The sequence below is a fragment of the Streptomyces sp. 2114.4 genome (genome assembly GCF_900187385.1).
In the GTDB taxonomy this organism is placed as follows: domain Bacteria; phylum Actinomycetota; class Actinomycetes; order Streptomycetales; family Streptomycetaceae; genus Streptomyces; species Streptomyces mooreae.
In genome coordinates this window covers 2,406,833-2,432,985 of sequence record NZ_FYEY01000001.1, presented here as the reverse complement: position 1 = coordinate 2,432,985, position 26,153 = coordinate 2,406,833, and the positions used below count along the sequence as shown (strand labels likewise).

The following is a 26,153-nucleotide window of genomic DNA, read 5'->3' as shown; positions in this document are numbered from 1 at the left end:
CGGGACCGGAGAGGGCTGGAGGAGGGCCCGCTGCCCGCCCTCCGTCGTCCTCCGCGCTCCGTCCTCGCCTTTGCCCCCGGGCGTCGCGCCCGTGCTCACTCCTCCTCGGCGAGGCGCTTGATCGCCGAGAGACGGGTGTCCCAGACGGCGGCCACCCGGTCCATCCACCGGGCGGTGATCCCCAGCCGCTCCGGTATGACCCGGTAGCGCGCTTCCCTGCCCTCCCGGTGTCCTGCGACCAGACCGGCGCGGTCCAGGATCCCCAGGTGTTTGACGATGGCCTGGCGGCTGACCGGCAATTCGGCCGCCAGGACCGTGGCGGTCGCCTCGCCGTGCGCGGCGAGGGCGTCGAGTATCCGGCGGCGGGTCGGGTCCGCCAGCGCGGAGAAGACCTCCGCCACGGCGTCCGAGCCCGCCCCCGAGCCTGAGCCCGCCCCCGAGCCCGGACCGGCGCCCTTGCCGCCCCGGCCCGAGCCCTGACCGGCGCCCCCGCCCGGCCCCCCGCCCGCCTCTCCAGCCCTCGTCATGCCGCGAGCTGCTCCGTGTACCGCCGGATGTTCTCCACCTGGCCGGTCCAGCCCGCGGAGTGGCTTTCGTACCCCGCGGTCTTCTTCCGGTCCTCGGGGATGCGGAGGCCGGCGAATCCGCTCTCCACCACGCGCAGGTGGGTGCCGTCGCCCTCCTCGGTGAGGGTGAATTCGACGAGGGTGGAGTTGCCCTCGACCGCCACCTCACCGGGGTGCGCACTGGCCCAGCGGTACGAGAAGTGGTGCGGCGGGTCCACCTTCACGATCTTGGTCAGGAACTGGCCGTACTCACCGTGGTCGAGCTCCATGATCCCGCCCGGCCGCAGATCGACCGGCGCCGGCTCGCCCTGGCCGAACCAGGAGCCGACGTGCTCCGGCTCGGTGAGCACGGCCCAGACGCGCTCCACGGGCGCGGCGATGCTGATCTCCCGCTCGATGCGGTCGTGGGCGCCGCCCGCGCCGCCGTCCTTGTGCTGATTGCTGCCGGTGCTCATGGGGGTGCTCCTCCTGTCGTGCCCTTCCGATGCTCACGTGCTACCTGATGGTTGCACGTGAGGCCAGGAGGTGCAACCGGTGGGTTGCGCTTATGTCTCCCTGTGCCAGGGGCGGGGGAGGGGCGCGGCGGGCCTCAGGAGTCGCGCTTCCCGCCCCGCGTCCGTACGGGATAGGCCGCCACCGCGACCTCCGGGTCGTCCAGGCAGTCCCCGGATGCCAGGTCGAAACGCTGCTTGAGCAGCGGCGATGCCACGAACGCCCGGCCGTCGGCCGAGCCGGTCAGGCCGCGGGAGAGGACTTGGGCGCCGGTGAACGGATCGCGGTTGGCGATCGCATACGTCTGCCCGGCGCGGTCGGCGAAGAGCGCGGCCTGGGTGCCGTCCGGGAGGAGGGCGGCGACCCCGCGCCCCGGGGTGAGGTCGTCCGTCGTGCACACCGCGACCCAGCCCTGGGGGCAGCGGATCTCGACCGTGGCGGCCGTGGCGGATGCGGCGGTCGTGGCGGAGGCAGTGGCCGCGGCGCCGGTGGCGGGATGGGTGAGGGAGGTGAGGGAGTCGAGAGGGGTGATCGCGGTGGCCATCAGACGGAAGTCCCTTCCAGAGTGCGAACGGGCAGAGTGGGGCCGGCCAGCAGCGTCAGATCCGGCTTGACCTGGTCGCGCTCCGGTACGAAGCGGACCGACGGATCCGGTGCGCCGGGCGCATTGACGAAGGACACGAAGCGGGCCAGCCGTTCGGGATCGGCGAGGGTTTCGGCCCACTCGTCGCGGTAGTGGGTGACATGGGCGGCCATCAGGGCCTCCAGCTCGTCGCACAGCCCCAGGGAGTCGTGGACGACGACATCCCGTACGTGGTCGAGCCCGCCCTCGATCCGCTCCAGCCAGGCCGAGGTGCGCTCCAGGCGGTCGGCGGTGCGGATGTAGAACATCAGGAAGCGGTCGATCAGGCGGATCAGCCCGGCGTCGTCCAGGTCCTGGGCGAGCAGGTCGGCATGGCGCGGATCCGCGCCGCCGTTGCCGCCCACGTACAGGTTCCAGCCCTGGGAGGTGGCGATGACGCCGAAGTCCTTGCCGCGGGCCTCCGCACACTCCCGCGCGCAGCCCGAGACCGCGGACTTCAGCTTGTGCGGGGAGCGCAGGCCCCGGTAGCGCAGCTCCAGTTCGATGGCCATACGGACCGAGTCCTGGACGCCGTAACGGCACCAGGTCTGGCCCACACACGACTTCACGGTGCGCAGCGCCTTGCCGTACGCATGCCCCGACTCGAAGCCGGCGTCCACCAACCGGGCCCACACCTGCGGGAGTTGATCCACCCGGGCGCCGAACAGGTCGATCCGCTGGCCGCCGGTGATCTTGGTGTAGAGGCCGAAGTCGCGGGCCACCTCGCCGATCACGATCAGCTTCTCCGGGGTGATCTCCCCGCCGGGGATGCGCGGCACGATGGAGTACGAGCCGTTGCGCTGGAGGTTGGCGAGGAAGTGGTCGTTGGTGTCCTGGAGGGCGGCCTGCTCGCCGTCGAGGACATAGCCGTCGGCGCCGACGGCCGGCGCGAGGGAGGCGATGATCGAGCCGACGGTGGGCTTGCAGATCTCGCATCCGTCGCCGTGGCGTGCCTCCGGGCGGCCGTGCGAGTCCAGCAGCTCGGCGAAGGACGTCAGCCGCAGGGTGCGCACGATCTCGTACAGCTCGGCGCGGGTGTGCGGGAAGCAGCCGCACAGCCCGGTGTCGAGGCTGACGCCGGACGCGGCCAGTTCGTCGTTCATCACGGCGGTCAGCGATTTGACGCAACTGCCGCAGCCGGTGCCGGCCTTGGTGCACTTCTTGATCTCGGGGAGGGTGCCGCAGGAGTGCTCGGTGACCGCGGCCCGGACCGTCCCCTTGGTCACGTTGTGGCAGTTGCACAGCACCGCCTCGTCCGGCAGTGCGGACGGGCCGAGCGCGCCGCCGCCCCCGGCAGCCCCGGCGGGCAGGACCAGCTGCTCGGGTGCCAGCGGCGGCACGGTGCCGGTCAGCGGCCGCAGCATGCCGTACGCCTCGGCGTCGCCGACCAGCACCCCGCCCAGCAGCTCGCCCGTGGCGTCGATCACCAGCTTCTTGTAGACGCCGCTGCGGGAGTCGGCGTAGACCACGTCCAGCGCGCCGTCCGTCGCACCGTGCGCATCGCCGAAGGACGCGACGTCCACGCCGAGCAGCTTGAGCTTGGTGGACAGATCGGCACCGGTGAAGCCGTCGGGCTGCCCGGTGTCGTCACCGAGCCGGGCGGCGATCTCGCCGGCCGTCACCCGCGCCATGTCGTAGCCCGGGGCGACCAGGCCGTAGACCCGGCCGTCGGCGGCCAGCGCGCACTCGCCGATCGCGTACACGGCCGGGTCGACGGTGCGGCACTGCTCGTCGACGACGATGCCGCCGCGCTCGCCGACCGGCAGTCCGCAGTCCCGGGCGAGTTGGTCACGGGGGCGGACGCCGGCCGAGAAGACGACCAGATCGGTGTCGATCCGGGAGTCGTCCGAGAGCCCCATGGCGGCCACCGCGCCGCTGCCGTCCGCGACGATCTCCTTGCCGCCGACACCGGTGTGCACCTCCAGGCCCATCTCCTCGATGGTGCGGCGCAGCGCCCGGCCGCCGCCCTCGTCGACCTGGAGGGCCATCAGCCGCGGGGCGAACTCCACGACGTGGGTGTGCAGCCCGAGCCCCTTGAGCGCACCGGCCGCCTCCAGGCCGAGCAGCCCGCCGCCCACCACCACACCCGTGCGGGCGTTCTTGGCGTACTCCTCGATGGCCAGCAGGTCGTCGATCGTGCGGTAGACGAAACAGCCCGCGCTGTCCTTGCCGGGCACCGGCGGCACGAACGGATACGAGCCGGTGGCCAGCACCAGGGTGTCGTAGCGGACGGTCAGCCCGGAGCGGGAGGTGACCGTGCGGGTGGTGCGGTCCACGGCGGTGGCCGGGTCGCCGAGGTGCAGCTCGATGCCGTGCCGGGCCAGGAATTCCGGGTCGGCCAGGCTCAGGTCGTCCGGGGTGCGGCCGGCGAAGTACGACGTCAGCTGGACGCGGTCGTAGGCCGGGCGGGGCTCCTCGCACAGCACGACCACCCGCATCCGCTCGGTGACACCGCGGTCGGCCAGCTCCTCCAGGAAGCGCTGGCCGACCATGCCGTGGCCGATCAGGACGAGGGTGGGTGTGGTGCCGGGCGCGGCATCTGTGGTGGCATCCGGGTGCGGCGGCATCGAGGTCATGCCCCTCACACTGGGGCGTGGCTGTTACCCGCCCGCATCTGCTCTGTTTCCCGGGCGGAACGCTGCCCTCAGTGGCGCGGCGGCCGCCGTGTGAGGGCGGCCGCCGCGCGGGCGGCCGCCCTCCGGCAGATCAGCAGGTCAGCCAGGATGCCGGCCGGTCAGCCGTTCAGCTGCGCCGGGCACAGCCGCCGCGGCTGCCGGTCGGTGGCCAGCTCGGCATCCACACAGCCGCCCGGCAGGCCGCCGTGGGCCTTGCTGCCGAAGTTGGCGGTGACGGTCAGCGCGCCCTTGCCGAAGACCGTGCGCTGGACGCTGCGATCCGCGGTCAGCCACCGGAACGAGGTCAGCTGCTGCGTGCCGGCGGCGCGGTGCAGCGGCGAGAAGAACTTCTGCAGCGCGGCGAGCTGTGGCCCGTCCTTCTGCAGCGTCGGGCCGTCGAGAACGAAGTTCAGCGGGGTGTTGTAGAGCATCGCCAGCAGCGCCCGGGTGGTCTTCTGGGCCGGCAGCTTCTGGTACGACAGCTCCCAGCGCTCCACGTTCACCAGCGAGCCGTGCAGCGCGGTCTCGTAGAGCGGCGCGCGGTACTTGGGGTCGTACATGGCGGTGGCCATCCGGGCGGGCAGCCGGACCGGCTTGAAGAAGGCGCCGGGGGCCTTCTCCGGCGCGTAGCCGCCCCACGTCTTCTTGTCCCGCTCCAGGGCCCACAGGCCGTCGTCGACCGGGGTGCCCGAGCCGTGGTTGTAGGCCAGCACCTTGTTGGCCCACGCCTGGGCGCCCTCCGACCCCAGGACGAGGTTCTTCGACAGCCGCACCATCCGGGCCAGCCGGCTCGCGCGGTCGCCGGCCTTGGTCATCTCATGGCCCTTGCCGTGATCGCGGAACAGCTCTCCCGTCGCATCCACGTCGAGGAAGTAGCTGTCCGCGCCGTTGGCGACCATCGTGCGGGTCCGGTCGGCGAGGTAGTGCTTCGCGGGCTCGGCCTTCTCGAAGGCGCGCGAGCTGAGGTAGCAGCCGCGCTTGCCGAAGCCCGGCTGCGGGGTGCCGTCGGCCCGGCGGACGCAGAAGTCGGGATAGACCCGGTCCGGCCAGACGGAGGTGGGGCTGTCGGCCTTCTCGGGGTCCTGGCCGTTGGCGAAGGTGTCGTACGGGCCGACGAGGTAGCCCGCCTTCTTGGCGGCCCGCACCGCCGGTCCCTTCATCGGGTCGGGACCGGAGTCGTAGCCCAGCCACATCCGGTCCACGCCCAGCTTCTTCAGCGCCTCGACCCCGGGGGCGGTGCGCGCCTCGCCCCACACATAGGCGTGGAACGCACCCAGCAGCTTTTCGGTGGCCGGGTTCTGCCGGATCTTCTTGCGCAGGCTGCCGAGCCGGCCGTGCTGCGCGAGGTAGGAGCGGTAGTCGGCGGCCGGGGCGACCGGATTGCCGTCGGTGAGGGCGAAGGAGACCTCGTAGTCGCGGGTGCCCTCACCGGCGTCGAAGGCATGCTGGGCCGTGGTGCGCAGCCGGCCGCCGGCGGAGGCGAACCGCAGCGAGGTGCCGAGGTCGGTCGGGGTGAGGTAGCTGACGCCGCTCCCGCCGCCCGCCCCGCCCATGGAGTAGCCCCACAGCGGCAACGAGAGGGCCTCGCCCATGTCGACGGTGCTGCCGGCCAGCCCGCCCTTCTCCGGAGAGGCGTTCCAGAACGCGTCCCGCACCGGGATGTCCAGCCCCTCGCCGCGCGGTACCTGGACGGCGGAGGCGGCCCGGTCGGTGCCGGTCACCGGCCAGTCGACCGACCCGTCACGGTCCGACCGCAGCTTGATCCGCAGCCGCCCGCGCTCCGAACTCGCCGTGACCTGAAGGCCCTTGTCGGGGTAGCTCCACCGCGCCCCGTCGGCCGTCTGCGTCACCGGACCGGGCTTGCCCAGTCCGCCCGCGGCCCCGTCGGACAGCACCAGCTGCCGCCCGCCACCGGTGTGCGCGGTCACCGCGAGGGAGTCGGTGTCGACGACCGCCGTGCCGCCGGATACGGGGAGTTGGAGATGGCTGCCCTCCAGCGTGCCGGCGGCGGCGCGGTCACATCCGACGACGCCGAGGGTGGTCGCGGTCAGCGCGAGCGAGGCGGCCAGCACGCGGGTGGGACGGCGGTGTCCCGCGGTCTTGTGAGGGTTGGAGTTCATGAAGAACTGAATACGCATCAGGTGTAAGAGAGTTCTAAGAACCGTGTTCCACGTACCGAAAATTACGTGCCGAGTTCCACGTCGTATGTCGACGCCCCCGGATGTGACGGGGAACTCCGCTCTCCACGCCTGCCCCGGCGCCTCAGCTCACCTGCGTGGTCGCCCCCGGCGCCCAGCTGTCAGCGCAGGGCGACCGCGGCGCCCGTTCGTTCGGTGGCGATCCTGACGGCGAAGCCCGCCAGCGCGGTGCCCATCACATAGCGGTGCAGGCGCTGCCAGAGCGGGTGCCGGGCGAAGAACCCGGCGACGGAGCCGGCCGTCACGATGAAGAACGCGTTGCCCGCGACCCCCACCGCGATCTGGGTCAGCCCCAACAGCAGCCCCTGCAGGCCGACATGACCGCGTGCCGGGTCGACGAACTGCGGCAGCAGCGAGATGTAGAGGATGGCCACCTTGGGATTGAGCAGGCAGGTGAGGAAGCCCATCAGGAAGAGCTTGCGGGCCCCGGCCTGCGTCAACTCCTGGGGCGCGACAGGGGATCGGCCGCCCGGCCGGATGGCCTTCCAGGCCAGCCAGAGCAGGTAGCCGGCTCCGGCCAGCTTGATCGCCAGGTAGATCTCCGGCACCAGCGCGAAGACGGTGGCGATACCGGCGGACACCGCGAAGAGATAGACCAGGAAGCCGAGGAAGACCCCGGCCAGCGAGGTCAGCCCCGCCCGGCGGCCCTGGGCGATCGAGCGGGAGACCAGGTAGATCATGTTCGGCCCCGGCGTCAGCACCATGCCGAGCTCCACCATCGCGATCCCCGCTATTGCTCCCAGCCCGATCACAACACTGCCTCCGTACGCACGTTCGCCGAAGCGCAACCTAGCAGCCCACGGCCGTGTGCGGCTCAGTGCGCCGAGCAAGAACGGGGCGGCCCTCCGAGCTCTGAGAACCGTCCCGGCGCGCCAGCCGCGCCCGCTCCTCCTCGGGCGTGAACCCCGCCGTCAGCGGCGGCTCGCCGCGCGCCCGGTCCCAGGCCAGGACGTCGGCCGCGGTCACCTCCAGCGGGGTCGCGGGCAGCCCCGCCGCCCGCGCGCGGGCCGGGCTGCGCTGCTGCGTCGCCCAGTCGTCCCGTACCAGCGGGAAGAACAGCGGCAGGTCGTCGTCCGGCACCCGTACGAGCTCGATCCGGCTGCCGGCCACCCGCGCACAGGTCTCGATCAGCCCGCCGAGCGTGACCGGCTCGGCCGGCCCCACCGCGTGGAAGGCGCCCGGACGGTCGTCGACGAGCAACTGCACGACGAGGCGGGCCAGATCCCGCGAGTCGATGACCTGCACCGGCTGCCCGGGATCGGCGGGCAGCGCCACGCGTCCGCCCCGGGCGGCCCGGCGCACCCAGTACGTGAAGGTGTCCGCCGTATCGTGCGGCCCGGCCACCTTCCCGGCCCGCACGATCGTCGCCCGCGCGCCGTACCGCGCCAGCACATCGTCCTCGCAGGCCACCTTGCACGGACCGTAGGTGGCCTCGGTCAGCTCCTCGGTGTCCCGTACGGGCGGGCGGCGCGGGGTGTCCTCGTCGGAACCCGGACCCACCCCCTCCCGCTGGTAGACCGCATGGCTGGAGAGGAACAGATACCGGCCGACCCGGTCGCCCAGTGCGTCCATCGCCTGCCCGACATGCCGCGGGACATAGCCGCTGACATCCACGACCGCGTCCCAACTGTCCTCGCCCAGCGCCCCGTAGTCGCCGGTGTCCCGGTCACCGATCAGCCGGGTCAGCTCCGGGAACAGCTCCACCCCGGTCCGGCCCCGGCCGAACAAGGTGACCTCGGCCCCGGAGCGCAGGGCATCTTCCACGATGGCGCGGCCCACGAAGGACGTACCGCCAAGAACGAGAATGCGCATGGGAGTTGACGCTATCGGCGGGGCCTGCGGGGCGGCACAGGTTTTCCGCGTCAGGCGGAGAACTCCCCGCCTTTCACAGCAGCTATGAATGACGACCAGCCGTCGGCGGGGAAGACGAGGGCCGGGCCGTCGGGGTTCTTGGAGTCGCGGACGGGGACGACGCCGTGGACCTGGGTGAGGGCGGGGGAGAACTCGATGCCTTCCCCGCCGTTGGCGTCGCTGTACGAGGACTTGACCCACGCGAAGTCGCGGGAGAACAGCCCGGGGCGCGCCTGCGCTGCCGCGACGATCAGTCGAGCCAGCGCGAAGCGAGCCCGGCGAGGTAGGAGAGCGACAGGGCGGTGGTGGTGAGCTGCAGGGCGACGGTTCCGCCGGCCCATTGCGTGAGGGCGGTCATGGCGGCGGCCACCCAGATGCTCGTACACCAGCTGCAACTGACCAGGTAGGAGGGTTTGGAGTCATCGCCGAAACGGTCGGCGATCCAGGAGCGGAATCCCCCGGCGAGAGTGTCCTTCGTAATGAATCGGGTGAGGCGGCACGTGGCGCCGAGGGAAAGCAGGAACTCCAAAAGGCTCATGGGGGAGTGCGTCCTCTCACCGTGAGTGGCCCGAGGCGGAGTGGTGGTCGTCTCTCGGGTCGGCGCATGGCGTTCATTGAGGGCCGAGGCCGGCCGTTTTCCCGGTCCGCTGGAGGGGAAGACGGCGGCCTCGGTAGGCGAATTCCGCTACTGATTGATGATGACGATGCTGCCGCCGCCGCCCGCTCGCTGGTTGGCGGCCTCGGCCTCTTGCCAGGTGTAGAACTGGCGCGCGGTGCCGTCGGGCAGGTTCAACTGGTAGACGGTGACGGTCGGACGGGCACCGCCGCCGCAATTGCAGCCCATGTCGCACTCCTTCTGTGTCTCTCTTTTGCGAGGGGTCCCTCGTCGCGTGACCCGTGGGCCCGAGGCGCGTCCCGGGCTCAACCCGGCGTGCCACCGTGCCGCAGGGCCTATCCTTGTGGCCCTGCAGCCGTCCCCCGTAGTTGCGTTACGGGGGACGGCTGTGTTGCCGGGCCGCTCAGCAGCCCTGGGCCGGTTTCACGGGTTCAGGCGGGCGACGGCACGCTGTTGACTGTGCCGCATGCGCGCCGGTGGGGTCAGGAGAGGCAGGGCCCCAGGGTGCTGGTGGAGGCCTGCGTCCCGCTGGTCGCGGTGTAGGTGACGAAGACCAGCTGGAAGAGGCTGAGGGTGGCCGTGCAGGTGGCGGTGCCGCTCGCGTTGGCCACGGCGGTGCACGCCACGGGTCCGTTGGGCCCGGTGCCCAGGTGGAACGTGACCGTCGAACCCGGCGTCGCGCCCGTCGCAGTGAACGTGGCCTGGGCGGTCAGTGTGGTGAGGTCCAGCCGGTAGCAGGCCGGCTGCGCCGTGAGCACCGCCGCCGAGCCGACGGTCACGGTCGTGGTCGCGCTCACGCCGATGCAGGAGCAGGTGGTGGTGGCAGCAGCAACCGTGGCCGTGACGGTGGTGGTGCCGGGGGGCAGCAAGCTGGTGGTCGTGGTCGCGGTGCCGGTGGCACCGGTGACGCCGACTCCGATCGGGCCGCCGGGGGTGGTGAACAGGACTGCCGCGCCCACGACGGGGGCGCCGCCGCAGGTGACGGTGGCGGTGAAGGTCACCGGCGTGCCGGCGGCGACCGGGCTGGGGGGCGCGGAGGTCAGCGTGACCACGCAGCTCGGCGGCGCGGTGACGGTCACGGTCGTGGTCGCGGAGCCCCCGATGCAGGTGCAGGTGGTGGTGGCAGCAGCAACCGTGGCCGTGACGGTGGTGGTGCCGGGGGGCAGCAAGCTGGTGGTCGTGGTGGCGGTGCCGGTGGCACCGGTGACGCCGACTCCGATCGGGCCGCCGGGGGTGGTGAAGAGGACTGTCGCGCCCACGACGGGGGCGCCGCCGCAGGTGACGGTGGCGGTGAAGGTCACCGGCGTGCCGGCGGCGACCGGGCTGGGGGGCGCGGAGGTCAGCGTGACCACGCAGCTCGGCGGCGCGGTGACGGTCACGGTCGTGGTCGCGGAGACGCCGATGCAGGTGCAGGTGGTGGTGGCGGCGATCACGGTGGCCGTGACGGTGGTGGTGCCGGGGGGCAGCAAGCTGGTGGTCGTGGTGGCGGTGCCGGTGGCACCGGTGACGCCGATTCCGATCGGGCCGCTTGGGGTGGTGAACAGGACCAGCGCGCCCACGACGGGGGTGCCGCCGCAGGTGACGGTGGCGGTGAAGGTCACCGGCGTGCCGGCGGCGACCGGGCTGGGGGGCGCGGAGGTCAGCGTGACCACACAGTTCGGTCCCGCGCTGACGGTCAGCGTCGCTACAGCTGCCCCACTGAGCGTACCGACGGCAGCCACCGGTCCCGTGGTGGTCGCCGTGAAGGTGGCGGACGCATTACCCGCGCCGTCAGCGGCCACTACTACTGGAACTGCCGCGTCGTAGGTGAAGGTGATCAACTCTCCCGATGTGGCACCGGCGGCCGTTGCTGTGAAGGTCCCGCCCGCCGCTACGGTTGACGGGGTGAGGGTGAGGGTGAGTGCCATGTTGGACAGCCCCTTTCGAAGGCTCCACGAAGGAGGTGGGGGCTGCGGCACGCCGGAGAAAAGGAAACCTCCGCACATGCTCACCTGTCGGGGGTGCCCTGAAGAACAGGACGGAATTGCCGCATGACGGCTAGTCGTCCCTGGTCCCCCGACAGGGGATGGGCACCCCACCGTCGGTAGCACCGATTGAAGTGACCGGCCGGACGACGCACCACAGTTGGCGCGCCAATTCGCCCGATCGGCGCAGCGCACTTCGGTTGCGGATTCCAGCCCGCGCCCGTATGCGGCGGGCAACGTCGCAGGCACGCCCGGTAATTGGTGGCATGTTTCCGCGGCCCGGCGGCCGGAAATCCCCCCGGCACGGGCGCGCGCGGTCCTTAAGATCACCTGGTGCCCGCTGATATATCGCTGTTCACCCTGACCCTGCTCGCCCTGGCAGCCCTCGCGGCGGGCTGGATCGATGCCGTCGTGGGCGGTGGTGGACTGCTGCTGCTCCCGGCGCTGCTGGTCGGCCTCCCGCACACCCCGGCCGCCTACGTGCTCGCCACCAACAAGTCCACCGCCATCGTCGGCACGACCGCGGCCGCGGTCACCTACGTCCGCAAGGCCCCGATCGATGTCCGGACGGCACTGCGGATCGGCCTGGCCGCGATGGCCGGTTCACTGGGCGGGGCGTTCTTCGCGGCGGGCATCAACAGCGCGGTGCTGCGCCCGCTGATCATGGCCGTCCTGCTGGGGGTGCTCGCCTTCGTCCTCTTCCGCCCGGCCTTCGGGACCGCGCCCGCGCCCTCGGGCCCGGTCTCCCGTCGGCGCGTCGTGGCGGCCGTCCTCGTCGCGGGCCTGGGCATCGGCTTCTACGACGGCCTGATCGGGCCCGGGACCGGTGCTTTCCTCGTCGTCGCGCTCACCGCGATCCTGCACATGGACCTGGTCAGCTCGTCGGCCACCGCCAAGGTCGTCAACGTCTGCACCAATGCCGGCGCGCTGGCGATGTTCGCGGTCCAGGGCACCGTGCTGTGGCAACTCGGCGCCCTGCTGGCGCTGTTCAACCTCGTCGGCGGCCTGGTGGGCGCCCGGATGGCGCTCAAGCGCGGCGCCGGCTTCGTACGGGGCGTCCTGGTGGTGGTCGTCGTCGCCCTGCTGTGCAAGCTGGCCTACGACCAGTGGCTGGCGGCCTGACTCCGGCACCGGGTGCCGGTGCGGTTCCGCCACCGGCATGGTGTGGGCCCCCGGGGAGGGCCGGTGATCAGCCGGCGGATCCCGGGAAGGGCGAAGGGGCCACGTCTGGCGTTCGATGGGCCCGGCCCCTGTTGCGTTACTGGCGCACGGCTCCGGCCGCGCGTACTTCGGCGAGCGCTTGCCGTGCCAGCGGGCCGAAGTCCTCGCTGTTGTCGGTGTCGATCCACTGATCGAAGGCGATCTCCCAGACGAGCGTGCCCAGTTTCGCGGCCACCCGCGCGGTCAGGCTCGGGACTCCGCGGTGGTGGAGGGCCTCGATCATCGAGGCGGTGAGGTCGATCCTTTTCAGGGCTTCGCGTTCACGCAGTTCCGTATGGGCGTTCAGCACGGCCTGGCGCCGGCGGCTGAACTCGCGGCGGTCGGCGGTGAAGAACGTCCGGCCGAGCCCATCGAGGGCGTCCGCCACCGCGTCGAGCGGACCGGCCGCCGGCGGCGCCGAGGCGATCCCTTCGACGAGCAGACCGGTCACCGTGCCCCTGCCGAAAAGCACCTCACGCTTGTCCGGGAAGTACCGGAAGAACGTGCTCTTGGTGAGCCCCGCGCGCTCCGCGATCTCGATCACGGTCGTGTTCTCGTAGCCGTGCTCCTCGAAGAGGTCGAGGGCGGCGGCGGCGAGTCGTCCTGGTGCGTCGGGTTGCCAGCGAGCCATGGGAGCAGTGTACGGGACTTGGTCCCATCACTGAGGTAGGGTCGATGAGACCAAGTCCCATCACTGGCCAGGAGAGGTCACCGATGAGTAGAGCTGTCCGTTACCGGCGATTCGGCGGTCCCGAAGTACTCGAACTGCAGGAGATACCCGAGCCGCACGCCGCACCGGACGAGGTGCGCGTCCGGGTCACGGCAGCCGGGCTGAATCCGATGGACTGGCAGATCACCACCCAGCCCGACATGGCGGCGCGGTTCGGCATCACCTTGCCGGCCGGGTTCGGCAGCGACTTCGCCGGAGTGGTGGACGAGGTGGGCGCCGACGCCACGGGATTCGCGACCGGCGACCGGGTGTACGGGGCTGCGATCGGCCGGTCCGTCGCCGATTTCGTGCTGGTCAAGACACCCGCGGCAACGCTGTGGCCCACCCCGGAGGGCATCGGCGACGAGGTGGCGGCCACGCTTGTGGTGTCCGGTCTGACGGCCTCCGCCGCGCTCGCCGCGATCGGGCTCCGCGCCGGGGACACCGTCCTGATCGGTGGGGCGGCGGGTGGCGTGGGCGTCTTCGCCGTGCAGTTGGCGAAGCTTGCGGGTGCCCGGGTGCTCGGCACCGCCTCCGAGAGCACGTTCGGATTCCTGCGCGGGCTCGGCGCCGAACCCGTGGCGTACGGCCCCGGCCTGGCGGACCGGGTGCGGGCCCTGGCGCCCGAGGGGATCACCGCCGCAACCGACCTGTTCGGAAGGGAGGCGGCCGAGACCGCGCTCGAGCTCGGCGTGGCACCCGAGCGGATCACCGTCGTGGCCGACGGCCCCGCCCCGCCGCCCGGCGTGCGCACGGCGGGTGCCCTCGATGCGGGTCCGGGCGCCCTGCAACGGATCGCCGACGCGATCCATTCCGGCGAGATCACGGTGCCGATCGCGGCGACCTTCCCGGTCGAGCAGATTCGCGCAGCCGTGACGACGCAGGCCGAGAGGCATGTTCACGGCAAAATCGTGGTCGCACTGTGAACCGGCACAGGGTGGACTCGGCGACCAGGATGACGGCTCGACCCCTCGGACAGACCCCGGCCCGGGGTCACGGCTGCGCCCCTACCCCGGTGCCCCCGCCGCGGCCGCCGTACGGCGCTCGCTCAGCGGGACTCCGGTGACGGCCGTCAGCACCACCGCCGCGTTCTCCAGGGCCAGCAGCCCGTGCCGTTCGCGCGGGAGCATCGCGACCTGACCGGCCTTCAGCTCCGGACCGCCACCCTGCCCGGTCAGCCGGACCCGGCCGTACAGGACGTGCAGGCTCGCTGCCGGGGGAGTGTTGTGCTCGTCCAGCTCGGTGCCCGCGGTCAGGGCGATCACGGCCTGCCGCAGCGGGCCGTCGTGCAGGAAGAGGTGGGCGCTGCGTCCGTGCGCGGAGGTCCTGGCTTCGTCGAGCAGGTGACGGGCGAGTGCATCGAGATCGTCCATGAGGCCGGCCTTTCGCGTGCGGACGCGGCGGAGCTTCCTTTCCATCGTTGCCGGTGCGCCCCGGGACGCAACCGGGGAGCGCGACCACGGGCCGGGGGCCGGCCGGAAACCGTCCGGGAGCCGGCTCGTGGAGGGGGCGGCGTCCGGGTGCATACCCGCTGCCGGGCGGGCCGGTCCCTTCCGGGATGATCATCTCGGTCCGTACGATGCGGAGCGGTTCCGTGGCCGCCGGGCGAGCCGGTTCGGCGGCGGCGCGGACCCACCGTCCCGTCTGTCCCGATCCCTCCCGCCCCCCACCGCGAAGGATGCACCTGTGGCCGACCCGACCGAATCGACCCGACCACCCGGATCCGCCGGGCACCCGGACGCCCGGTTCCTGACCGTCATGACCACCGTCGACAGCGAGGCCAAGGCCGTGGGCCTGGCCCGCGGCGCGATCGAGCAGCGGCTCGCCGCCTGCGCGCAGATCAGTGCGCCGGTGACCTCGGTGTACCGCTGGGACGGCGCGATCGAGACCGGCCAGGAATGGCAGGTGCTGTTCAAGACGGCCCAGGCGCGCTACCCGGCCCTGGAGGCCTACCTCCTGCAGGCGCACGACTACGACACCCCCGAGATCATCGCCACGCCGGTCACCCACGGTGGCGCCGGCTATCTGTCCTGGGTCGCGAAGGAGACGAGCTGACGTGGAACGCAATACCACCGGGCGCGGTGCGGCGACGCGGCACGCGCAGAAGCGGCCGGTCCGGCGGCGCTGGATCGCGGCCGGGACCGCGGTGGCCGGTGTGGCGGCGTGTCTGACCCTCGCCTCCGTGGGCCATGCCGCCCAGGACGCCCCGCACACGGCGGCGCACGGTGACGGGCCGAGCCCCAGCCCGCGCCCCGGTGCCACCTGGACCAGCCGGGACGCCGCCGCCTACTGGACGCCGGACCGGATGGCGGCCGCCGCGCCGGCCGACCCCGGGCGCGGCACCTCGGACCGGGCCGCCCACGCCCGGTCCGCGCCCGCCACCAAGGCCGCCCCCGCCGCCAAGTCGGCCGCCACCGCGCGGCACTTCGACGGTGTGCCGTCCGTCGGCGTGCTGTTCTCCGTGGACGGGGACGCCCGCGCGCACCACTGCACCGCCAGCGTGGTGCACAGCCCGCACCGCAATCTGATCCTGACCGCCGGGCACTGCAATCCGGGCACCAGGGCGGCTTTTGTCCCGCAGTATCGTTCCGGCGCGGACAAGCAGCCGTACGGTGTCTGGGCGATCGAGGACACCTTCGCCTACCCCGGCCGTGGCACCACCGGCGCCGGGGCGGACCTCGACTTCGCCTTCGCCACCGTGGCACCCGGCGAGGACGGCCGGCCCGTCGAGGAGACCACCGGCGGCAACACCCTCTCCCCGACGCCCGGTTACGCCAATGACGTCACCGTCGTCGGCTACCCGAACGTCCGTCACGACCCCCAGGACAAGGCCGTACGCTGCGCCACGCGCACCAGCCGGCTGTCCGGCACCCATGAACTGCGCATGGACTGCGGCGGGTTCTACGGCGGCACCTCCGGCAGCCCCTGGCTGGCCGACTTCGACGAGGACAGCGGGACCGGCCGGGTCATCGGCCTGATCGGCGGCCTCAACGGCGGCGGCCCCACGGGCCCGGACAGCGACCGCGTCTCCTACAGCCCGTACTTCGGCGAGAAGGTCCTCAACCTCTACGCGCGGGCGTCCCAGGCGTGATCGTGCTTGAGGGGGTGGCGGGGCGCTGACGCAGCGCCTCCGCCACCCCCTTCTCGTGCGGTCCGAGGAAGTGCGGATCGGGCCGCAGCAGCGCGTCCGCCGCTGCCTTCCCGGCCGCGAAGATCTCCCGGACACCGCCGTAAGCCCAGGTCACATCGTGCTTCGCGGCCACCCCGACGCCGTACGAGTCGACCCCGGCCGCCGTGCACAGCGCCAGCGCGCGCCGGATGTGGAAGCCCTGGCTGACCAGTACCGCCCGGTCCACGCCGAAGACCCGGTGCGCACGGCTGCAGGAGTCCCAGGTGTCGAAGCCCGCGTAGTCGCTGACGATCTTGCGGGCCGGGACGCCGTGCCGCAGCAGGTAAGCGCGCATCGCATCCGGCTCGTCGTAGTCGTCCCGGCTGTTGTCGCCGGTGACCAGGACCGCGCGGACCGTGCCCCGGTCGTACAGCGCGGCGGCCGCGTCCAGCCGGTGGGCGAGGTACGGGGACGGCGCGCCGTTCCACAGTCCCGCGCCGAAGACGATGGCGACGGGTGCGGCGGGCGCGTCCGCGACACTGCGCACCCGGGGGCCCGCCGATGCGTTCATCCAGGTCGCGGGCGCCAGCGCCAGCACCGTCAGGGCGACGACGGCCTGATAGGCGCGGCGCCGGTCACGCCGGGTCCGCGGCAGCCGTATCCGGCGTATTCCGCTCTGTGCGCGCTGCCGTACGCGCAGCCCTGCGCGCCGCACCGGCCCCGGTTCCTGCCCTCGCATCCGTGCCCCCGTTTCCGATCTCGCCTGTCGTGATCGATCTCGCAGGCTGCGACGCCTGCCGCGCCGTGTTGGTTGCGCCGGCGGCCTGGCATCGTGGCAGAGGGAGCACCCCGGCACGGAGAGGAAGCACCGCCATGACCACCGAGCCCGAGCGGCTGCCGTTCTTCGTCTACGGAACGCTGCGCCCGGGTGAGGCCAACCACGCCTGGGCCCTGCGCGGCCGGACCGCGGCCGAGGAACCGGCCCATATCGGCGGCGCGCTGCTCTACGACGGCCCCGGCTACCCGTATGCGACAGCCGGACCGGCCGGCGCGGTGGTCCACGGCGACCTCGTCCTGCCCCACGACACCGACTACGACGAGGTGTGCGCCACCCTGGACCGGCTGGAGGACTACGCCCCCGGCGACCCGGAGAACCTGTACGAGCGGGTGCGCACCGACGCCGTGTGCGCGGACGGCAGGACCGTACGGGCCTGGGTCTACCTGGCCGCCGACCGTCTCGCCGCCCGGCTGCGCGCCACCGGCACCCCCATCGAGGGCGGCGACTGGCCGGCGTCGAGAGCGGCGGCGGCTGACGGCTCCGCCGCAGAACGCACCCGTCCTCCGCCGCTGGGACGCAACCGGCGCGCGGGCGGGCAGGGCGCCGCCGCGGCACCGGCCACCGGCCCGGATAACCTGGCGCCTCCTCGCCGGACGGGCCCCTTCCGGTCACCGGCCGAGGCCCCCGTAACCGCTGACCGCTGACCGCAACCCTTCCCGTACCGCTACGACTTCCCGGACCGCAGAAGACTTCGAACCGCAGAACACTTCCGAACCGTAGAACCCTTCGAACCGCAGAACACTTCCGAACCGCAGAACAGGTGTGACCCGCGTGGCTTCCTCCCCGTCCTCCCCCTCCGCCGCAACCGCCCCCGCGCCGCTGCCCAAAGCGGAGCTGCATCTGCACATCGAGGGCACCCTGGAGCCCGAACTGGCCTTCGCGCTCGCCGAGCGCAACGGCGTCGCCCTGCCGTACTCCACCGAGGACGAGCTGCGCCGCGCCTACTCCTTCGACGATCTGCAGTCGTTCCTGAACCTCTACTACGCGCTGATGGCCGTACTGCGCACCGAGGACGACTTCGCCGACCTCGCCCACGCCTACCTCGCCCGCGCCCGGGAACAGGGCGTACGGCACGCCGAGATCTTCTTCGACCCGCAGGCGCACACCGCGCGCGGCGTCCCGATCGCGACGGTCATCAACGGCCTGGCCCGCGCGCTCGACAGCGCCCAGGAGACCTACGGCATCAGCACCCGCCTGATCATGTGCTTCCTGCGCGACGAGAGCGCCGATTCCGCCCTGGCGACGTTCGAGGCTGCCCGCCCCTTCCTCGACAAGATCACCGCCGTCGGCCTGGACTCCGCCGAGGTGGGGCACCCGCCGTCGAAGTTCAAGGAGGTCTTCGCGCTGGCCCGGGAGGCCGGGCTCAAGTGCGTGGCGCACGCGGGGGAGGAGGGGCCCCCGGCGTATGTGTGGGAGGCCCTGGACGTCCTCGGCGTGGACCGGATCGACCACGGGGTGCGCTCCCTGGAGGACGAGCGGCTGGTGGCCCGACTGGCGGCCGAGCAGGTGCCGCTCACCGTCTGCCCGCTGTCCAACGTCCGGCTGCGGGTCATCGACGACCTCGCCGACCACCCGCTGCCCGCGATGCTGGACGCCGGACTGCTGGTGACCGTCAACTCCGACGACCCGGCCTACTTCGGCGGCTACGCGGGCGACAACTTCACCGCCGTACGCGACGCCCTCGGCCTCGATGCCGAGACGCTGCGTACCCTCGCCCGCAACTCCTTCCGCGCCTCCTTCCTCGACGAGGCGGACCGCGCGGCGTATCTGCGGGAGGTCGACGCGCACGGGGCGTAGCGCGGGCGGGAAGCGGGCGGGAAGCCGGCGGCGGGGCCCGAACGGCCGGGACCCGAACGGCCGGGGCCCGTGCGGGGCGAGCCCTGCCCGGGACCCGGCCGCCGGCCCCGCCCGTCCGCTCAGCCCGTCCTTCCCGCGCGGCCGGGGCCGCCGCCGGCCGGAAGGAACACGGAGTTCGCCGCGGGGAAACGGCACCGCAACGCGCGCCTGCCACGCTCACGGCATGACGGCGCCGATACCGCACCCGCCCTCCGCATTCCCCGGCCCCCTCGGCGCGGGAGACCTCGCCGCCGAGATCAGTGCACAGCTCGGCACCCGGCTCGGCCGGGTCCGGCTGCACGGCTTCCGCCGCCCGGCAGCGCCGCCCCCCACCCTTGTCGCCGTGGCGCACGGCAGCCGGGACCCCCGCGCCCTGCCCACCGTCCGGGCGCTGCTCGACCGGGTCCGTGCGCTGCGCCCCGGGCTGCCCGTACGGCTCGGGCACATCGAGCTGAACCGCCCCCTGCTCGCCGACACCCTCGCCGAGCTGGACGGTGCGGCCGTCCTCGTCCCGCTGCTCTTCGGCCGGGGCCACCACGTCACCCACGACCTGCCCGCCGCTCTGACCGGCGCACCCCACCTGACCGGCCGGGTCGCCGAACCCCTGGGGCCGCACACCCTCCTCGCCGAGGCGCTGCACGGCCGCCTCCTGGAGGCCGGATTCCCCGACGGCCGCTGCCCGCGCGGCGCCGTGGTCCTGGCCGCCGCCGGCTCCCGTGCCCCGCGGTCCGCCCAGGACACCGAGCGCACCGCGCAACTGCTCTCGGCCCGCCTCGGCGGCATGCCCGTACTGCCCGCGTACGCCTCAGCGACCGCGCCCACCGTCCCCGACGCGGTCGCCGCGCTGCGTGCCCGCGGCCATGACCGGATCGCCGTCGCCTCCTGCTTCACCGCCCCCGGACGCTTCGCCACCCAGTGCGCGGCCGCCGCCCCCGGGCCCGCCTCCGCACCCCTGGGCGACCACCCCGCACTGGCCCGTCTCGTCCTGCACCGCTACGACCAGGCGCTCCTCACGCGCAGCGGATCCGGCCCCGAGAGCACCAAGGCGGCTACCGTCGCGGTATGACGGGCACCTCGACGGGCACCTCACCCACCCTCCCCGGCTACACCACGGCCGACACCGAGCGCTGGGTTTCCGAGCCCGACAAGCGGCCGGGACGCACCGCCTTCCAGCGCGACCGCGCCCGGGTGCTGCACTCCGCCGCGCTGCGCCGGCTGGCCGGCAAGACCCAGGTCGTCACCCCCGGCGCCCACACCCCCGCCTGGGACGCCAGCCCGCGCACCCGGCTGACCCACTCCCTGGAGTGCGCCCAGGTCGGCCGGGAGCTCGGTGCCGCCCTCGGCTGCGACCCGGACCTGGTCGAGACCGCCTGCCTGGCGCACGATCTCGGCCACCCGCCCTTCGGGCACAACGGCGAGCAGACGCTCAACGAAGTCGCCGCGCCCTGCGGCGGTTTCGAGGGCAACGCCCAGTCGCTGCGGCTGCTGGCCCGTCTGGAGCCCAAGCGCTTCGTGCCCGCCGCGGACGGTTCGGCGGTCAGCGTCGGGCTGAACCTCAGCCGTGCCGCCCTCGACGCGGCCACCAAGTACCCCTGGCCGCGCGGCGCCCACCCCACCGACCCCGCGTCCCCGAAATTCGGGGTCTACGAGGACGACCTGCCGGTCTTCGAGTGGTTCCGGAGGGATGCGCCGGCCGGTGCGCAGAGCTTCGAGGCGCAGGTCATGGACTGGTCCGACGATGTGGCCTACTCGGTGCACGACGTCGAGGACGGGCTGCACGCCGGACACCTCGACCCCAACCTCCTGCTCGCGGACGCCGAACGCGCCGAGATCTTCGCGGTCGCCGGCGAGCGCTATGCGCCCGGCGCCGGACCCGAGGAGCTGGCCGCGGCGCTGGACCGCCTGCTGGATCAGGAGTGGTGGCCGCACGGCTACGACGGCTCCGCACTGGCCCAGGCCCGTCTGAAGGACGCCACCAGCCAGCTGATCGGCCGCTTCTGTCTCGCCGCCGAGGCCGCGACCCGGGCCAGGTGGGGGACCGGGCGGCTCACCCGCTACGGCGCCGAACTGGTGGTTCCGGCCGAAACGCGGTGGGAATGCGCCGTTTTGAAAGCCGTCGCCGACCGGTACGTCATGCAGCGCCCCGACCAGGAAGCGCTCCGTGCCGAGCAGCGCATCGTCATCGCCGAACTGGCCGAGGTGCTGCTCGCCCGCGCCCCCGACGGCCTTGATCCGCAGTTCCGTTCACTGTTCGACGCCGCCTCCGACGACACCGCACGGATGCGTGCGGTCATCGACCAGATCGCGGCGCTGACCGACACGTCGGCCCGCTCCCTGCACGTCCGCCTCACCCGTCACCCTGGTCACGCGCCGGGCAACCGAGGGTGACCCTAGGGGGAAGCCCCTCATCCCCCTCATGCTCTTCCCCCCTCATGCTCCGTGCGGGACGCTCGAACCCGACCGCTTTCGAACGGAGCACCCTGACAACAGTGAACAGAGAACCCTGACGACGGCGAACGGGAACCCTGACCACCGCGAACGGGAACCCCGGCGGCACCGAGGGCATCAAGAGGGGGAGCAACCGGGGGCACAACAGGGGGGGCGTTTACGGACGCGGACGCGGACGTACGGCACCGCAACGAGGAGGAAAACAAGTGGTCGACGCACACCAGACGTTCGTCATCGTCGGGGGTGGCCTGGCCGGCGCAAAGGCCGCGGAAACTCTCCGCGCGGAGGGATTCACCGGCCGGGTGATCCTCATCTGTGACGAGCGCGACCACCCGTACGAGCGCCCCCCGCTCTCGAAGGGGTTCCTGCTCGGCAAGGAAGAGCGCGACAGCGTGTTCGTCCACGAGCCCGCCTGGTACGCCCAGGCCCACATCGAGCTGCACCTCGGCCAGCCCGCCATCCGCCTGGACCCCGGGTCCAAAACGGTCCGCCTCGGCGACGGCACCCTGATCGCCTACGACAAGCTGCTGCTGGCCACCGGCGCCGAACCCCGCCGCCTGGAGATCCCCGGCACCGGCCTGGCCGGCGTGCACCACCTGCGCCGCCTCGCCCACGCCGAACGGCTGCGTGGCGTCCTGGCCTCCCTCGGCAGGGACAACGGCCATCTGGTCATCGCCGGGGCCGGCTGGATCGGCCTGGAGGTCGCCGCGGCGGCCCGTTCCTACGGCGCCGAGGTGACCATCGTCGAGGCCGCCCCGACCCCGCTGCACGGCATCCTGGGCCCCGAACTCGGCGGTCTGTTCACCGATCTGCACCGTGAACACGGCGTCCGCTTCCACTTCGGCGCCCGTTTCACCGAGATCGTCGGGCAGGACGGCGTGGTGCTCGCGGTGCGCACCGACGACGGCGAGGAGCACCCCGCCCACGATGTGCTCGCCGCGATCGGCGCCGCCCCGCGCACCGCGCTCGCCGAACAGGCCGGGCTGGACCTCGCCGACCCGGAAGCCGGCGGCGGGGTGGCCGTCGACGCGGCGCTGCGCACCTCCGACCCGTTCATCTACGCCGCCGGGGACGTCGCCGCCGCCGATCACCCCCTGCTGGACACCCGGTTGCGGGTCGAGCACTGGGCCAACGCCCTCAACGGCGGCCCGGCCGCCGCGCGCGCCATGCTCGGCCAGGACATCAGCTACGACCGCATCCCGTACTTCTTCTCCGACCAGTACGACATCGGCATGGAGTACTCCGGCTACGCCCCGCCCGGCTCGTACGCCCAGGTCGTCTGCCGCGGCGATGTCGCCAAACGGGAGTTCATCGCCTTCTGGCTCGGCGCGGACGGCCGGCTGCTCGCGGGGATGAACGTCAACGTCTGGGACGTCGCCGAATCCATCCAGCAACTGATCCGCGGCGGGGCACGGTTGCGGCCCGAGGCACTGGCCGATCCGGAGGTTCCGCTGGCCTCGCTGCTCCCGTAGCGTGCGCGTATGACGCAGAACCACCATGGTTTCACCGGCTCCGACTCCGGCGCTGCTTCTGGCTCCGGCTCGGGCTCCGACCCCGGCAGCGCCGGCGTCCCGGCCGTCACCTTCGACGACGTCCGGGACGCCGCCCGGCGGCTGGCAGGCGTGGCCCACCGCACACCGGTCCTGCGCTCCCGCACCCTGGACGCGCTGACCGGCGCCGAGGTCCACCTCAAGTGCGAGAACTTCCAGCGGGTCGGCGCCTTCAAGTTCCGCGGCGCCTACAACGCCCTCTCCCGGCTCTCCCCGCAGCAACTGGCCCGCGGCGTCGCCGCCTACTCCTCCGGTAACCACGCCCAGGCCGTCGCCCTCGCCGCCCGGGAGCTGGGCAGCCACGCCGTCATCGTGATGCCCGAGGACTCCCCGAAGTCCAAGCAGGACGCCACCGCCGGATACGGCGCCGAGATCGTCACCTACGACCGGTACACCGAGGACCGTGTCGCCCTCGGCCGCAAGATCGCCGAGGAGCGCGACCTCATCCTGATCCCGCCGTACGACCATCCGCACATCATCGCGGGCCAGGGCACCGCCGCCCTGGAACTGATCGAGGAGACCGGCCCGCTCGACGCCCTGCTCGTCCCGGTCGGCGGGGGCGGCCTGATGGCCGGCGCCGCCACCGCCGCGACCGCCTTGGTCCCCGGCATCCGGATGATCGGCGTGGAACCGGAGGCCGGCGACGACACCCGGCGCTCACTGGCCGCCGGCCACCGCGTCACCGTGCCCGTCCCGCGCACCATCGCCGACGGCCAGGCCGTCGAAACCCCCGGCGAGCTGACCTTCTCCCTCAACCGGTGGCTGCTCGACTCGGTCGCCCTGGTCAGCGACGACGAGATCCGCGAGGCCATGAAGCTGGCCTTCGAACGCCTCAAGATCGTCACCGAGCCCAGCGGCGCCACCGCCCTGGCCGCCCTGCTCGCCGGGCGCATCGACCTTCCACCGACGCCTGAACGGCCGGGACGGCTTGGGCGGCCTGGGCGGTCCCCCCACCCGCCCCGCGTCGGCGTGATCATCTCGGGCGGCAACGTGGGCCTGCAGAGGTTCCTGGAACTACTGGGGTGAACGGCGATGCGGCCTGGTGGGCGGTCTCCGGGGGTGGGGGCCGGGGGGCCGGGTTCCCCGGCCTTGGGCGCTTCCGGCCTTCCGGCCTTCCGGCCTTCCGGCCTTCCGGCCTTCCGGCCTTCCGGCCTTCCGGCCTTCCGGCCTTCCGGCCTTCCGGCCTTCCGGCCTTCCGGCCTTCCGGCCTGCTCCGCTCCAGTCCGCTCCCCCGCCCCCTTCCCCCTCCTCCCCCTTCGGGGGAGGGGGCGGGGGTGGGTTCGGGGGTGGGGGGAGAAAAACGATCAGCGCTCGCGGAACCTCCAGGCCACTCGCCGACGCGTCCGGGCCACCCGCGGAAGATCTCCCGGCCACCCGCCGACGTCCCCCGACGCCTCCGGCCAGGAGTGTCCGACCCCGGCCGTAGAATTCACGCGTGGCAGGCAGGATCAACGATGACGATGTGAAGGCGGTGCGGGACGCGGTCCCGATCGACGCCGTCGTGTCCGAATACCTCCAGCTCCGCAACGCCGGCGGCGGCAACCTCAAGGGCCTGTGCCCGTTCCACGACGAGAAGTCCCCGTCCTTCCACGTCAGCCCGGCCAAGGGGCTCTACCACTGCTTCGGCTGCCAGGAGGGCGGCGACACCGTCGACTTCATCATGAAGCTCGACCACCTCTCCTTCGCCGAGACCATCGAGCGACTGGCCTCCCAGGCCGGCATCACCCTGCGCTACGAGGAAGGCGGCTACACCCCCGGCCGCCAGCAGGGCGAGCGCACCCGCCTGGTGGAGGCCCACAAGGCCGCCGCCCAGTTCTACGTCGAGCAGCTGGACGGCCCCGAGGCCGAGATCGCCCGCAAGTTCCTCGCCGAGCGCGGCTTCGACCAAGCAGCCGCCCAGCACTTCGGCGTCGGCTACAGCCCGGCCGGCTGGGACCACCTCACCCGCTTCCTGCGCGGCCGCCGCTTCAGCGACCAGGAGCTGGTGCTCTCCGGCCTCTCCCAGGAGGGCCGCCGCGGCCCCATCGACCGCTTCCGCGGCCGCCTGATGTGGCCGATCCGCGATATCGCCGGCGAGGTCGTCGGCTTCGGCGCCCGCAAGCTCCGCGACGACGACAACGGTCCCAAGTACCTCAACACCCCCGAGACCCCCATCTACCGCAAGTCCCAGGTCCTCTACGGCATCGACCTCTCCAAGAAGGAGATCGCCAAGACCAACCGCGCGGTCGTCGTCGAGGGCTACACGGACGTCATGGCCTGCCATCTGGCCGGAGTCACCACCGCCATCGCCACCTGCGGCACGTCCTTCGGCGAGGGCCACATCAAGATCCTCCGCCGCCTCCTGATGGACAACGCCGGCTCCGAGGTCGTCTTCACCTTCGACGGCGACGCCGCGGGCCAGAAGGCCGCCCTGCGCGCCTTCGAGGACGACCAGAAGTTCGCCGCCGAGACCTCCATCGCCATCACCCCCGGCGGGATGGACCCCTGCGACCTGCGGCTCGCCAAGGGGGATGCGGCCGTCGCCGACCTCGTCGAGGCCCGCACCCCGCTCTTCGAGTTCGCGCTGCGCCATGTCGTCTCCCGGCACAACCTCGACACCACCGTCGGCCGCGCCGCCGCCCTCGACGAGGCCGCCCCCATCGTCGCGAACATCAAGAACAGCTCCATCCAGCACGAATCCGCTGTCCAGCTCGCCGGCATGCTCGGCATCCTGGACACCCAGTTCGTCGTCCGCCGGGTCAGCCAGCTCGCCCGCTGGGCCCGTGAGCGCGGCCGCGACGGCGGCCCCGAACAGGGCCGTCAGCAGCGCCGGGGCCAGCCCCCGGCCGCCGAGCAGCCCCGCCCCGCGCCCGGCCCGCGCGGCCCGGCGCTCAACCTCCGCAGCCCCGCCCACCGCGTCGAGCGCGAGCTGCTGAAGCTCGCGCTGCAGCGCCCCGACCTGGTCTCCCCGGCCTTCGACGCCTACGGTGCCGACGAGTTCACCGCCCCGCCCTACGCCGTGGTCCGCCAGTGCATCGAGGCCGCCGGCGGCGCCGCGGCCGGCGCCGCCGACAACGCGTATGTCCCCCGGGTGCGGGAGGCCGCCCCCGACGACACCGTCCGCGCCATGGTCACCGAGCTCGCCGTCGAACCGCTGCACACCCGCCGCGATCCCGACGAGGCCTATGCCGGCGTCCAGTTGGTCGCCGTCCGCCTCGCCGCCGTCAACCGGCGCGTCACCGAAATCCGCGGCACCCTCCAGCGTCTCGGCCCCCGCGCCGACCCCGAGCACCTCGCCGCCGTACAGAACGAACTCTGGGTCCTCCAGCAGTACGGCCAGTCCCTGCGCGAACGCGGCTACGCCGCCCTGTAGGACGTCCTGTCGGGGGCGCGTCCGGGGGCGTCCGGGACGCGTCCGGGGCGACCCCTCAGGGCACACCGTGAGGCCTCCTAACACCCCCGGACACTCCCCGCGGTAGCCGTCCGGTCACGGACCGGACTCAAAAAGTGGTCGCACGCCCCTCGTGGCGGGGGTGTGTCGTACTCCACACTGAGAAGCG

The 26,153-nt window shown here is 72.7% G+C and carries 24 protein-coding genes and 1 pseudogene; 11 read left to right on the top strand and 14 right to left on the bottom strand.

What is annotated here, in order from left to right; genetic code table 11:
• Window positions 1-95: 95 nt before the first annotated feature.
• The 11 genes from CFW40_RS10610 to CFW40_RS10565 all read right to left on the bottom strand — a co-directional run bounded on the left by CFW40_RS10610 (window position 96) and on the right by CFW40_RS10565 (window position 10,867).
• Window positions 96-401 carry a helix-turn-helix transcriptional regulator gene (locus tag CFW40_RS10610; RefSeq protein WP_088797554.1) on the bottom strand — a complete coding sequence of 102 codons (306 nt, stop codon included), beginning with the start codon at window positions 399-401 and terminating at the stop codon, window positions 96-98.
• A gap of 122 nt (window positions 402-523) precedes the next feature.
• The gene (locus tag CFW40_RS10605) at window positions 524-1,021 is read right to left on the bottom strand and encodes an SRPBCC family protein (protein ID WP_088797553.1); all 498 of its coding nucleotides are present in this window, start codon (window positions 1,019-1,021) and stop codon (window positions 524-526) included.
• Between the two features lie 134 nt (window positions 1,022-1,155).
• Window positions 1,156-1,602, bottom strand: coding sequence for a nitrite reductase small subunit NirD (nirD, locus tag CFW40_RS10600; protein ID WP_088797552.1), 447 nt, complete (start codon window positions 1,600-1,602; stop codon window positions 1,156-1,158).
• Window positions 1,602-4,256: a nitrite reductase large subunit NirB gene (gene nirB / locus CFW40_RS10595; protein ID WP_088797551.1), complete on the bottom strand. Its 2,655-nt coding sequence runs from the start codon at window positions 4,254-4,256 to the stop codon at window positions 1,602-1,604. Before nirB ends, nirD begins: the two co-directional genes overlap by 1 nt.
• A 158-nt stretch (window positions 4,257-4,414) precedes the next feature.
• Window positions 4,415-6,415 (bottom strand): glycoside hydrolase, encoded by a 2,001-nt coding sequence (locus tag CFW40_RS10590; RefSeq protein ID WP_088802028.1) that lies wholly within the window; start codon window positions 6,413-6,415, stop codon window positions 4,415-4,417.
• Window positions 6,416-6,594: 179 nt separating this feature from the next.
• Complete coding sequence (locus tag CFW40_RS10585; protein WP_088797550.1) at window positions 6,595-7,245, bottom strand: LysE family translocator; 651 nt, start codon at window positions 7,243-7,245, stop codon at window positions 6,595-6,597.
• 37 nt (window positions 7,246-7,282) lie between these two features.
• Window positions 7,283-8,305: an NAD-dependent epimerase/dehydratase family protein gene (locus tag CFW40_RS10580; protein ID WP_088797549.1), complete on the bottom strand. Its 1,023-nt coding sequence runs from the start codon at window positions 8,303-8,305 to the stop codon at window positions 7,283-7,285.
• 50 nt (window positions 8,306-8,355) lie between these two features.
• A complete protein-coding gene (locus CFW40_RS38675) occupies window positions 8,356-8,685 on the bottom strand; it encodes a DUF397 domain-containing protein (RefSeq protein WP_088797548.1) in 330 nt (109 codons plus the stop codon).
• Complete coding sequence (locus CFW40_RS10570) at window positions 8,595-8,882, bottom strand: hypothetical protein (RefSeq protein WP_088797547.1); 288 nt, start codon at window positions 8,880-8,882, stop codon at window positions 8,595-8,597. The genes CFW40_RS38675 and CFW40_RS10570 overlap by 91 nt, the downstream gene beginning before the upstream one ends.
• 147 nt (window positions 8,883-9,029) lie before the next feature.
• Window positions 9,030-9,188 (bottom strand): hypothetical protein, encoded by a 159-nt coding sequence (locus CFW40_RS37035; RefSeq protein ID WP_006605773.1) that lies wholly within the window; start codon window positions 9,186-9,188, stop codon window positions 9,030-9,032.
• 254 nt (window positions 9,189-9,442) lie between these two features.
• Window positions 9,443-10,867, bottom strand: a complete 1,425-nt coding sequence (locus CFW40_RS10565) for an Ig-like domain repeat protein (protein WP_088797546.1) — start codon at window positions 10,865-10,867, stop codon at window positions 9,443-9,445.
• 390 nt (window positions 10,868-11,257) lie between these two features.
• Between CFW40_RS10565 and CFW40_RS10560 the strand changes: the two genes are divergently transcribed.
• Window positions 11,258-12,046, top strand: coding sequence for a TSUP family transporter (locus CFW40_RS10560; RefSeq protein WP_088797545.1), 789 nt, complete (start codon window positions 11,258-11,260; stop codon window positions 12,044-12,046).
• A 136-nt stretch (window positions 12,047-12,182) separates the two neighbouring features.
• Here the strand turns inward: CFW40_RS10560 and CFW40_RS10555 are convergent, their stop codons facing one another.
• Window positions 12,183-12,755: a TetR/AcrR family transcriptional regulator gene (locus CFW40_RS10555; RefSeq protein WP_088797544.1), complete on the bottom strand. Its 573-nt coding sequence runs from the start codon at window positions 12,753-12,755 to the stop codon at window positions 12,183-12,185.
• An 83-nt stretch (window positions 12,756-12,838) separates the two neighbouring features.
• Here CFW40_RS10555 and CFW40_RS10550 point away from each other — a divergent pair, with 83 nt between their 5' ends.
• Window positions 12,839-13,759, top strand: coding sequence for an NADP-dependent oxidoreductase (locus tag CFW40_RS10550; protein ID WP_088797543.1), 921 nt, complete (start codon window positions 12,839-12,841; stop codon window positions 13,757-13,759).
• An 81-nt stretch (window positions 13,760-13,840) separates the two neighbouring features.
• Here CFW40_RS10550 and CFW40_RS10545 read toward each other — a convergent pair whose 3' ends face one another.
• Complete coding sequence (locus CFW40_RS10545) at window positions 13,841-14,206, bottom strand: cupin (protein WP_088797542.1); 366 nt, start codon at window positions 14,204-14,206, stop codon at window positions 13,841-13,843.
• Window positions 14,207-14,519: 313 nt separating this feature from the next.
• On the opposite strand from CFW40_RS10545, the gene cutA reads away from it, so the two are divergent.
• Window positions 14,520-14,888: a divalent-cation tolerance protein CutA gene (gene cutA, locus CFW40_RS10540; protein WP_371127139.1), complete on the top strand. Its 369-nt coding sequence runs from the start codon at window positions 14,520-14,522 to the stop codon at window positions 14,886-14,888.
• 1 nt (window position 14,889) lies between these two features.
• Window positions 14,890-15,924, top strand: a complete 1,035-nt coding sequence (locus CFW40_RS10535) for a serine protease (RefSeq protein WP_088797541.1) — start codon at window positions 14,890-14,892, stop codon at window positions 15,922-15,924.
• Here the strand turns inward: CFW40_RS10535 and CFW40_RS10530 are convergent.
• Window positions 15,893-16,681, bottom strand: coding sequence for a vancomycin high temperature exclusion protein (locus CFW40_RS10530; protein WP_256331518.1), 789 nt, complete (start codon window positions 16,679-16,681; stop codon window positions 15,893-15,895). The genes CFW40_RS10535 and CFW40_RS10530 overlap by 32 nt on opposite strands.
• Before the next feature lie 134 nt (window positions 16,682-16,815).
• Here CFW40_RS10530 and CFW40_RS10525 point away from each other — a divergent pair.
• The 7 genes and pseudogenes from CFW40_RS10525 to dnaG all read left to right on the top strand — a co-directional run.
• Window positions 16,816-17,241 (top strand): annotated as a pseudogene (locus CFW40_RS10525) (gamma-glutamylcyclotransferase family protein); the annotation flags it as partial.
• Between the two features lie 310 nt (window positions 17,242-17,551).
• Entirely contained in the window at window positions 17,552-18,577 is a 1,026-nt protein-coding gene (locus CFW40_RS10520) for an adenosine deaminase (protein ID WP_176956530.1), read from the top strand.
• Window positions 18,578-18,800: 223 nt separating this feature from the next.
• Window positions 18,801-19,682 carry a sirohydrochlorin chelatase gene (locus tag CFW40_RS10515; RefSeq protein ID WP_088797539.1) on the top strand — a complete coding sequence of 294 codons (882 nt, stop codon included), beginning with the start codon at window positions 18,801-18,803 and terminating at the stop codon, window positions 19,680-19,682.
• Window positions 19,679-21,004 carry a deoxyguanosinetriphosphate triphosphohydrolase gene (locus tag CFW40_RS10510; RefSeq protein ID WP_088797538.1) on the top strand — a complete coding sequence of 442 codons (1,326 nt, stop codon included), beginning with the start codon at window positions 19,679-19,681 and terminating at the stop codon, window positions 21,002-21,004. The genes CFW40_RS10515 and CFW40_RS10510 overlap by 4 nt, the downstream gene beginning before the upstream one ends.
• Before the next feature lie 266 nt (window positions 21,005-21,270).
• A complete protein-coding gene (locus tag CFW40_RS10505; RefSeq protein WP_088797537.1) occupies window positions 21,271-22,536 on the top strand; it encodes an NAD(P)/FAD-dependent oxidoreductase in 1,266 nt (421 codons plus the stop codon).
• A gap of 9 nt (window positions 22,537-22,545) precedes the next feature.
• The gene (locus tag CFW40_RS10500) at window positions 22,546-23,640 is read left to right on the top strand and encodes a pyridoxal-phosphate dependent enzyme (protein WP_088797536.1); all 1,095 of its coding nucleotides are present in this window, start codon (window positions 22,546-22,548) and stop codon (window positions 23,638-23,640) included.
• A 409-nt stretch (window positions 23,641-24,049) separates the two neighbouring features.
• A complete protein-coding gene (gene dnaG / locus CFW40_RS10490; protein WP_088797534.1) occupies window positions 24,050-25,966 on the top strand; it encodes a DNA primase in 1,917 nt (638 codons plus the stop codon).
• Window positions 25,967-26,153: the final 187 nt, after the last annotated feature.

Bases quoted from the DNA above. Each gene is read 5' to 3' on its own strand.
- nirD (WP_088797552.1), bottom strand. From the start codon at position 1,602: ATGGCCACCGCGATCACCCCTCTCGACTCCCTCACCTCCCTCACCCAT.
- CFW40_RS38675 (WP_088797548.1), bottom strand. From the start codon at position 8,685: ATGGGCCGGCGGAACCGTCGCCCTGCAGCTCACCACCACCGCCCTGTC.
- CFW40_RS10510 (WP_088797538.1), top strand. From the start codon at position 19,679: ATGACGGGCACCTCGACGGGCACCTCACCCACCCTCCCCGGCTACACC.
- CFW40_RS10570 (WP_088797547.1), bottom strand. From the start codon at position 8,882: ATGAGCCTTTTGGAGTTCCTGCTTTCCCTCGGCGCCACGTGCCGCCTC.
- CFW40_RS10500 (WP_088797536.1), top strand. From the start codon at position 22,546: ATGACGCAGAACCACCATGGTTTCACCGGCTCCGACTCCGGCGCTGCT.
- CFW40_RS10555 (WP_088797544.1), bottom strand. From the start codon at position 12,755: ATGGCTCGCTGGCAACCCGACGCACCAGGACGACTCGCCGCCGCCGCC.
- CFW40_RS10565 (WP_088797546.1), bottom strand. From the start codon at position 10,867: ATGGCACTCACCCTCACCCTCACCCCGTCAACCGTAGCGGCGGGCGGG.
- CFW40_RS10530 (WP_256331518.1), bottom strand. From the start codon at position 16,681: ATGCGAGGGCAGGAACCGGGGCCGGTGCGGCGCGCAGGGCTGCGCGTA.
- CFW40_RS10515 (WP_088797539.1), top strand. From the start codon at position 18,801: ATGACGGCGCCGATACCGCACCCGCCCTCCGCATTCCCCGGCCCCCTC.
- CFW40_RS10550 (WP_088797543.1), top strand. From the start codon at position 12,839: ATGAGTAGAGCTGTCCGTTACCGGCGATTCGGCGGTCCCGAAGTACTC.
- CFW40_RS10605 (WP_088797553.1), bottom strand. From the start codon at position 1,021: ATGAGCACCGGCAGCAATCAGCACAAGGACGGCGGCGCGGGCGGCGCC.
- CFW40_RS10590 (WP_088802028.1), bottom strand. From the start codon at position 6,415: ATGAACTCCAACCCTCACAAGACCGCGGGACACCGCCGTCCCACCCGC.
- CFW40_RS10580 (WP_088797549.1), bottom strand. From the start codon at position 8,305: ATGCGCATTCTCGTTCTTGGCGGTACGTCCTTCGTGGGCCGCGCCATC.
- nirB (WP_088797551.1), bottom strand. From the start codon at position 4,256: ATGACCTCGATGCCGCCGCACCCGGATGCCACCACAGATGCCGCGCCC.
- CFW40_RS10545 (WP_088797542.1), bottom strand. From the start codon at position 14,206: ATGGACGATCTCGATGCACTCGCCCGTCACCTGCTCGACGAAGCCAGG.
- CFW40_RS37035 (WP_006605773.1), bottom strand. From the start codon at position 9,188: ATGGGCTGCAATTGCGGCGGCGGTGCCCGTCCGACCGTCACCGTCTAC.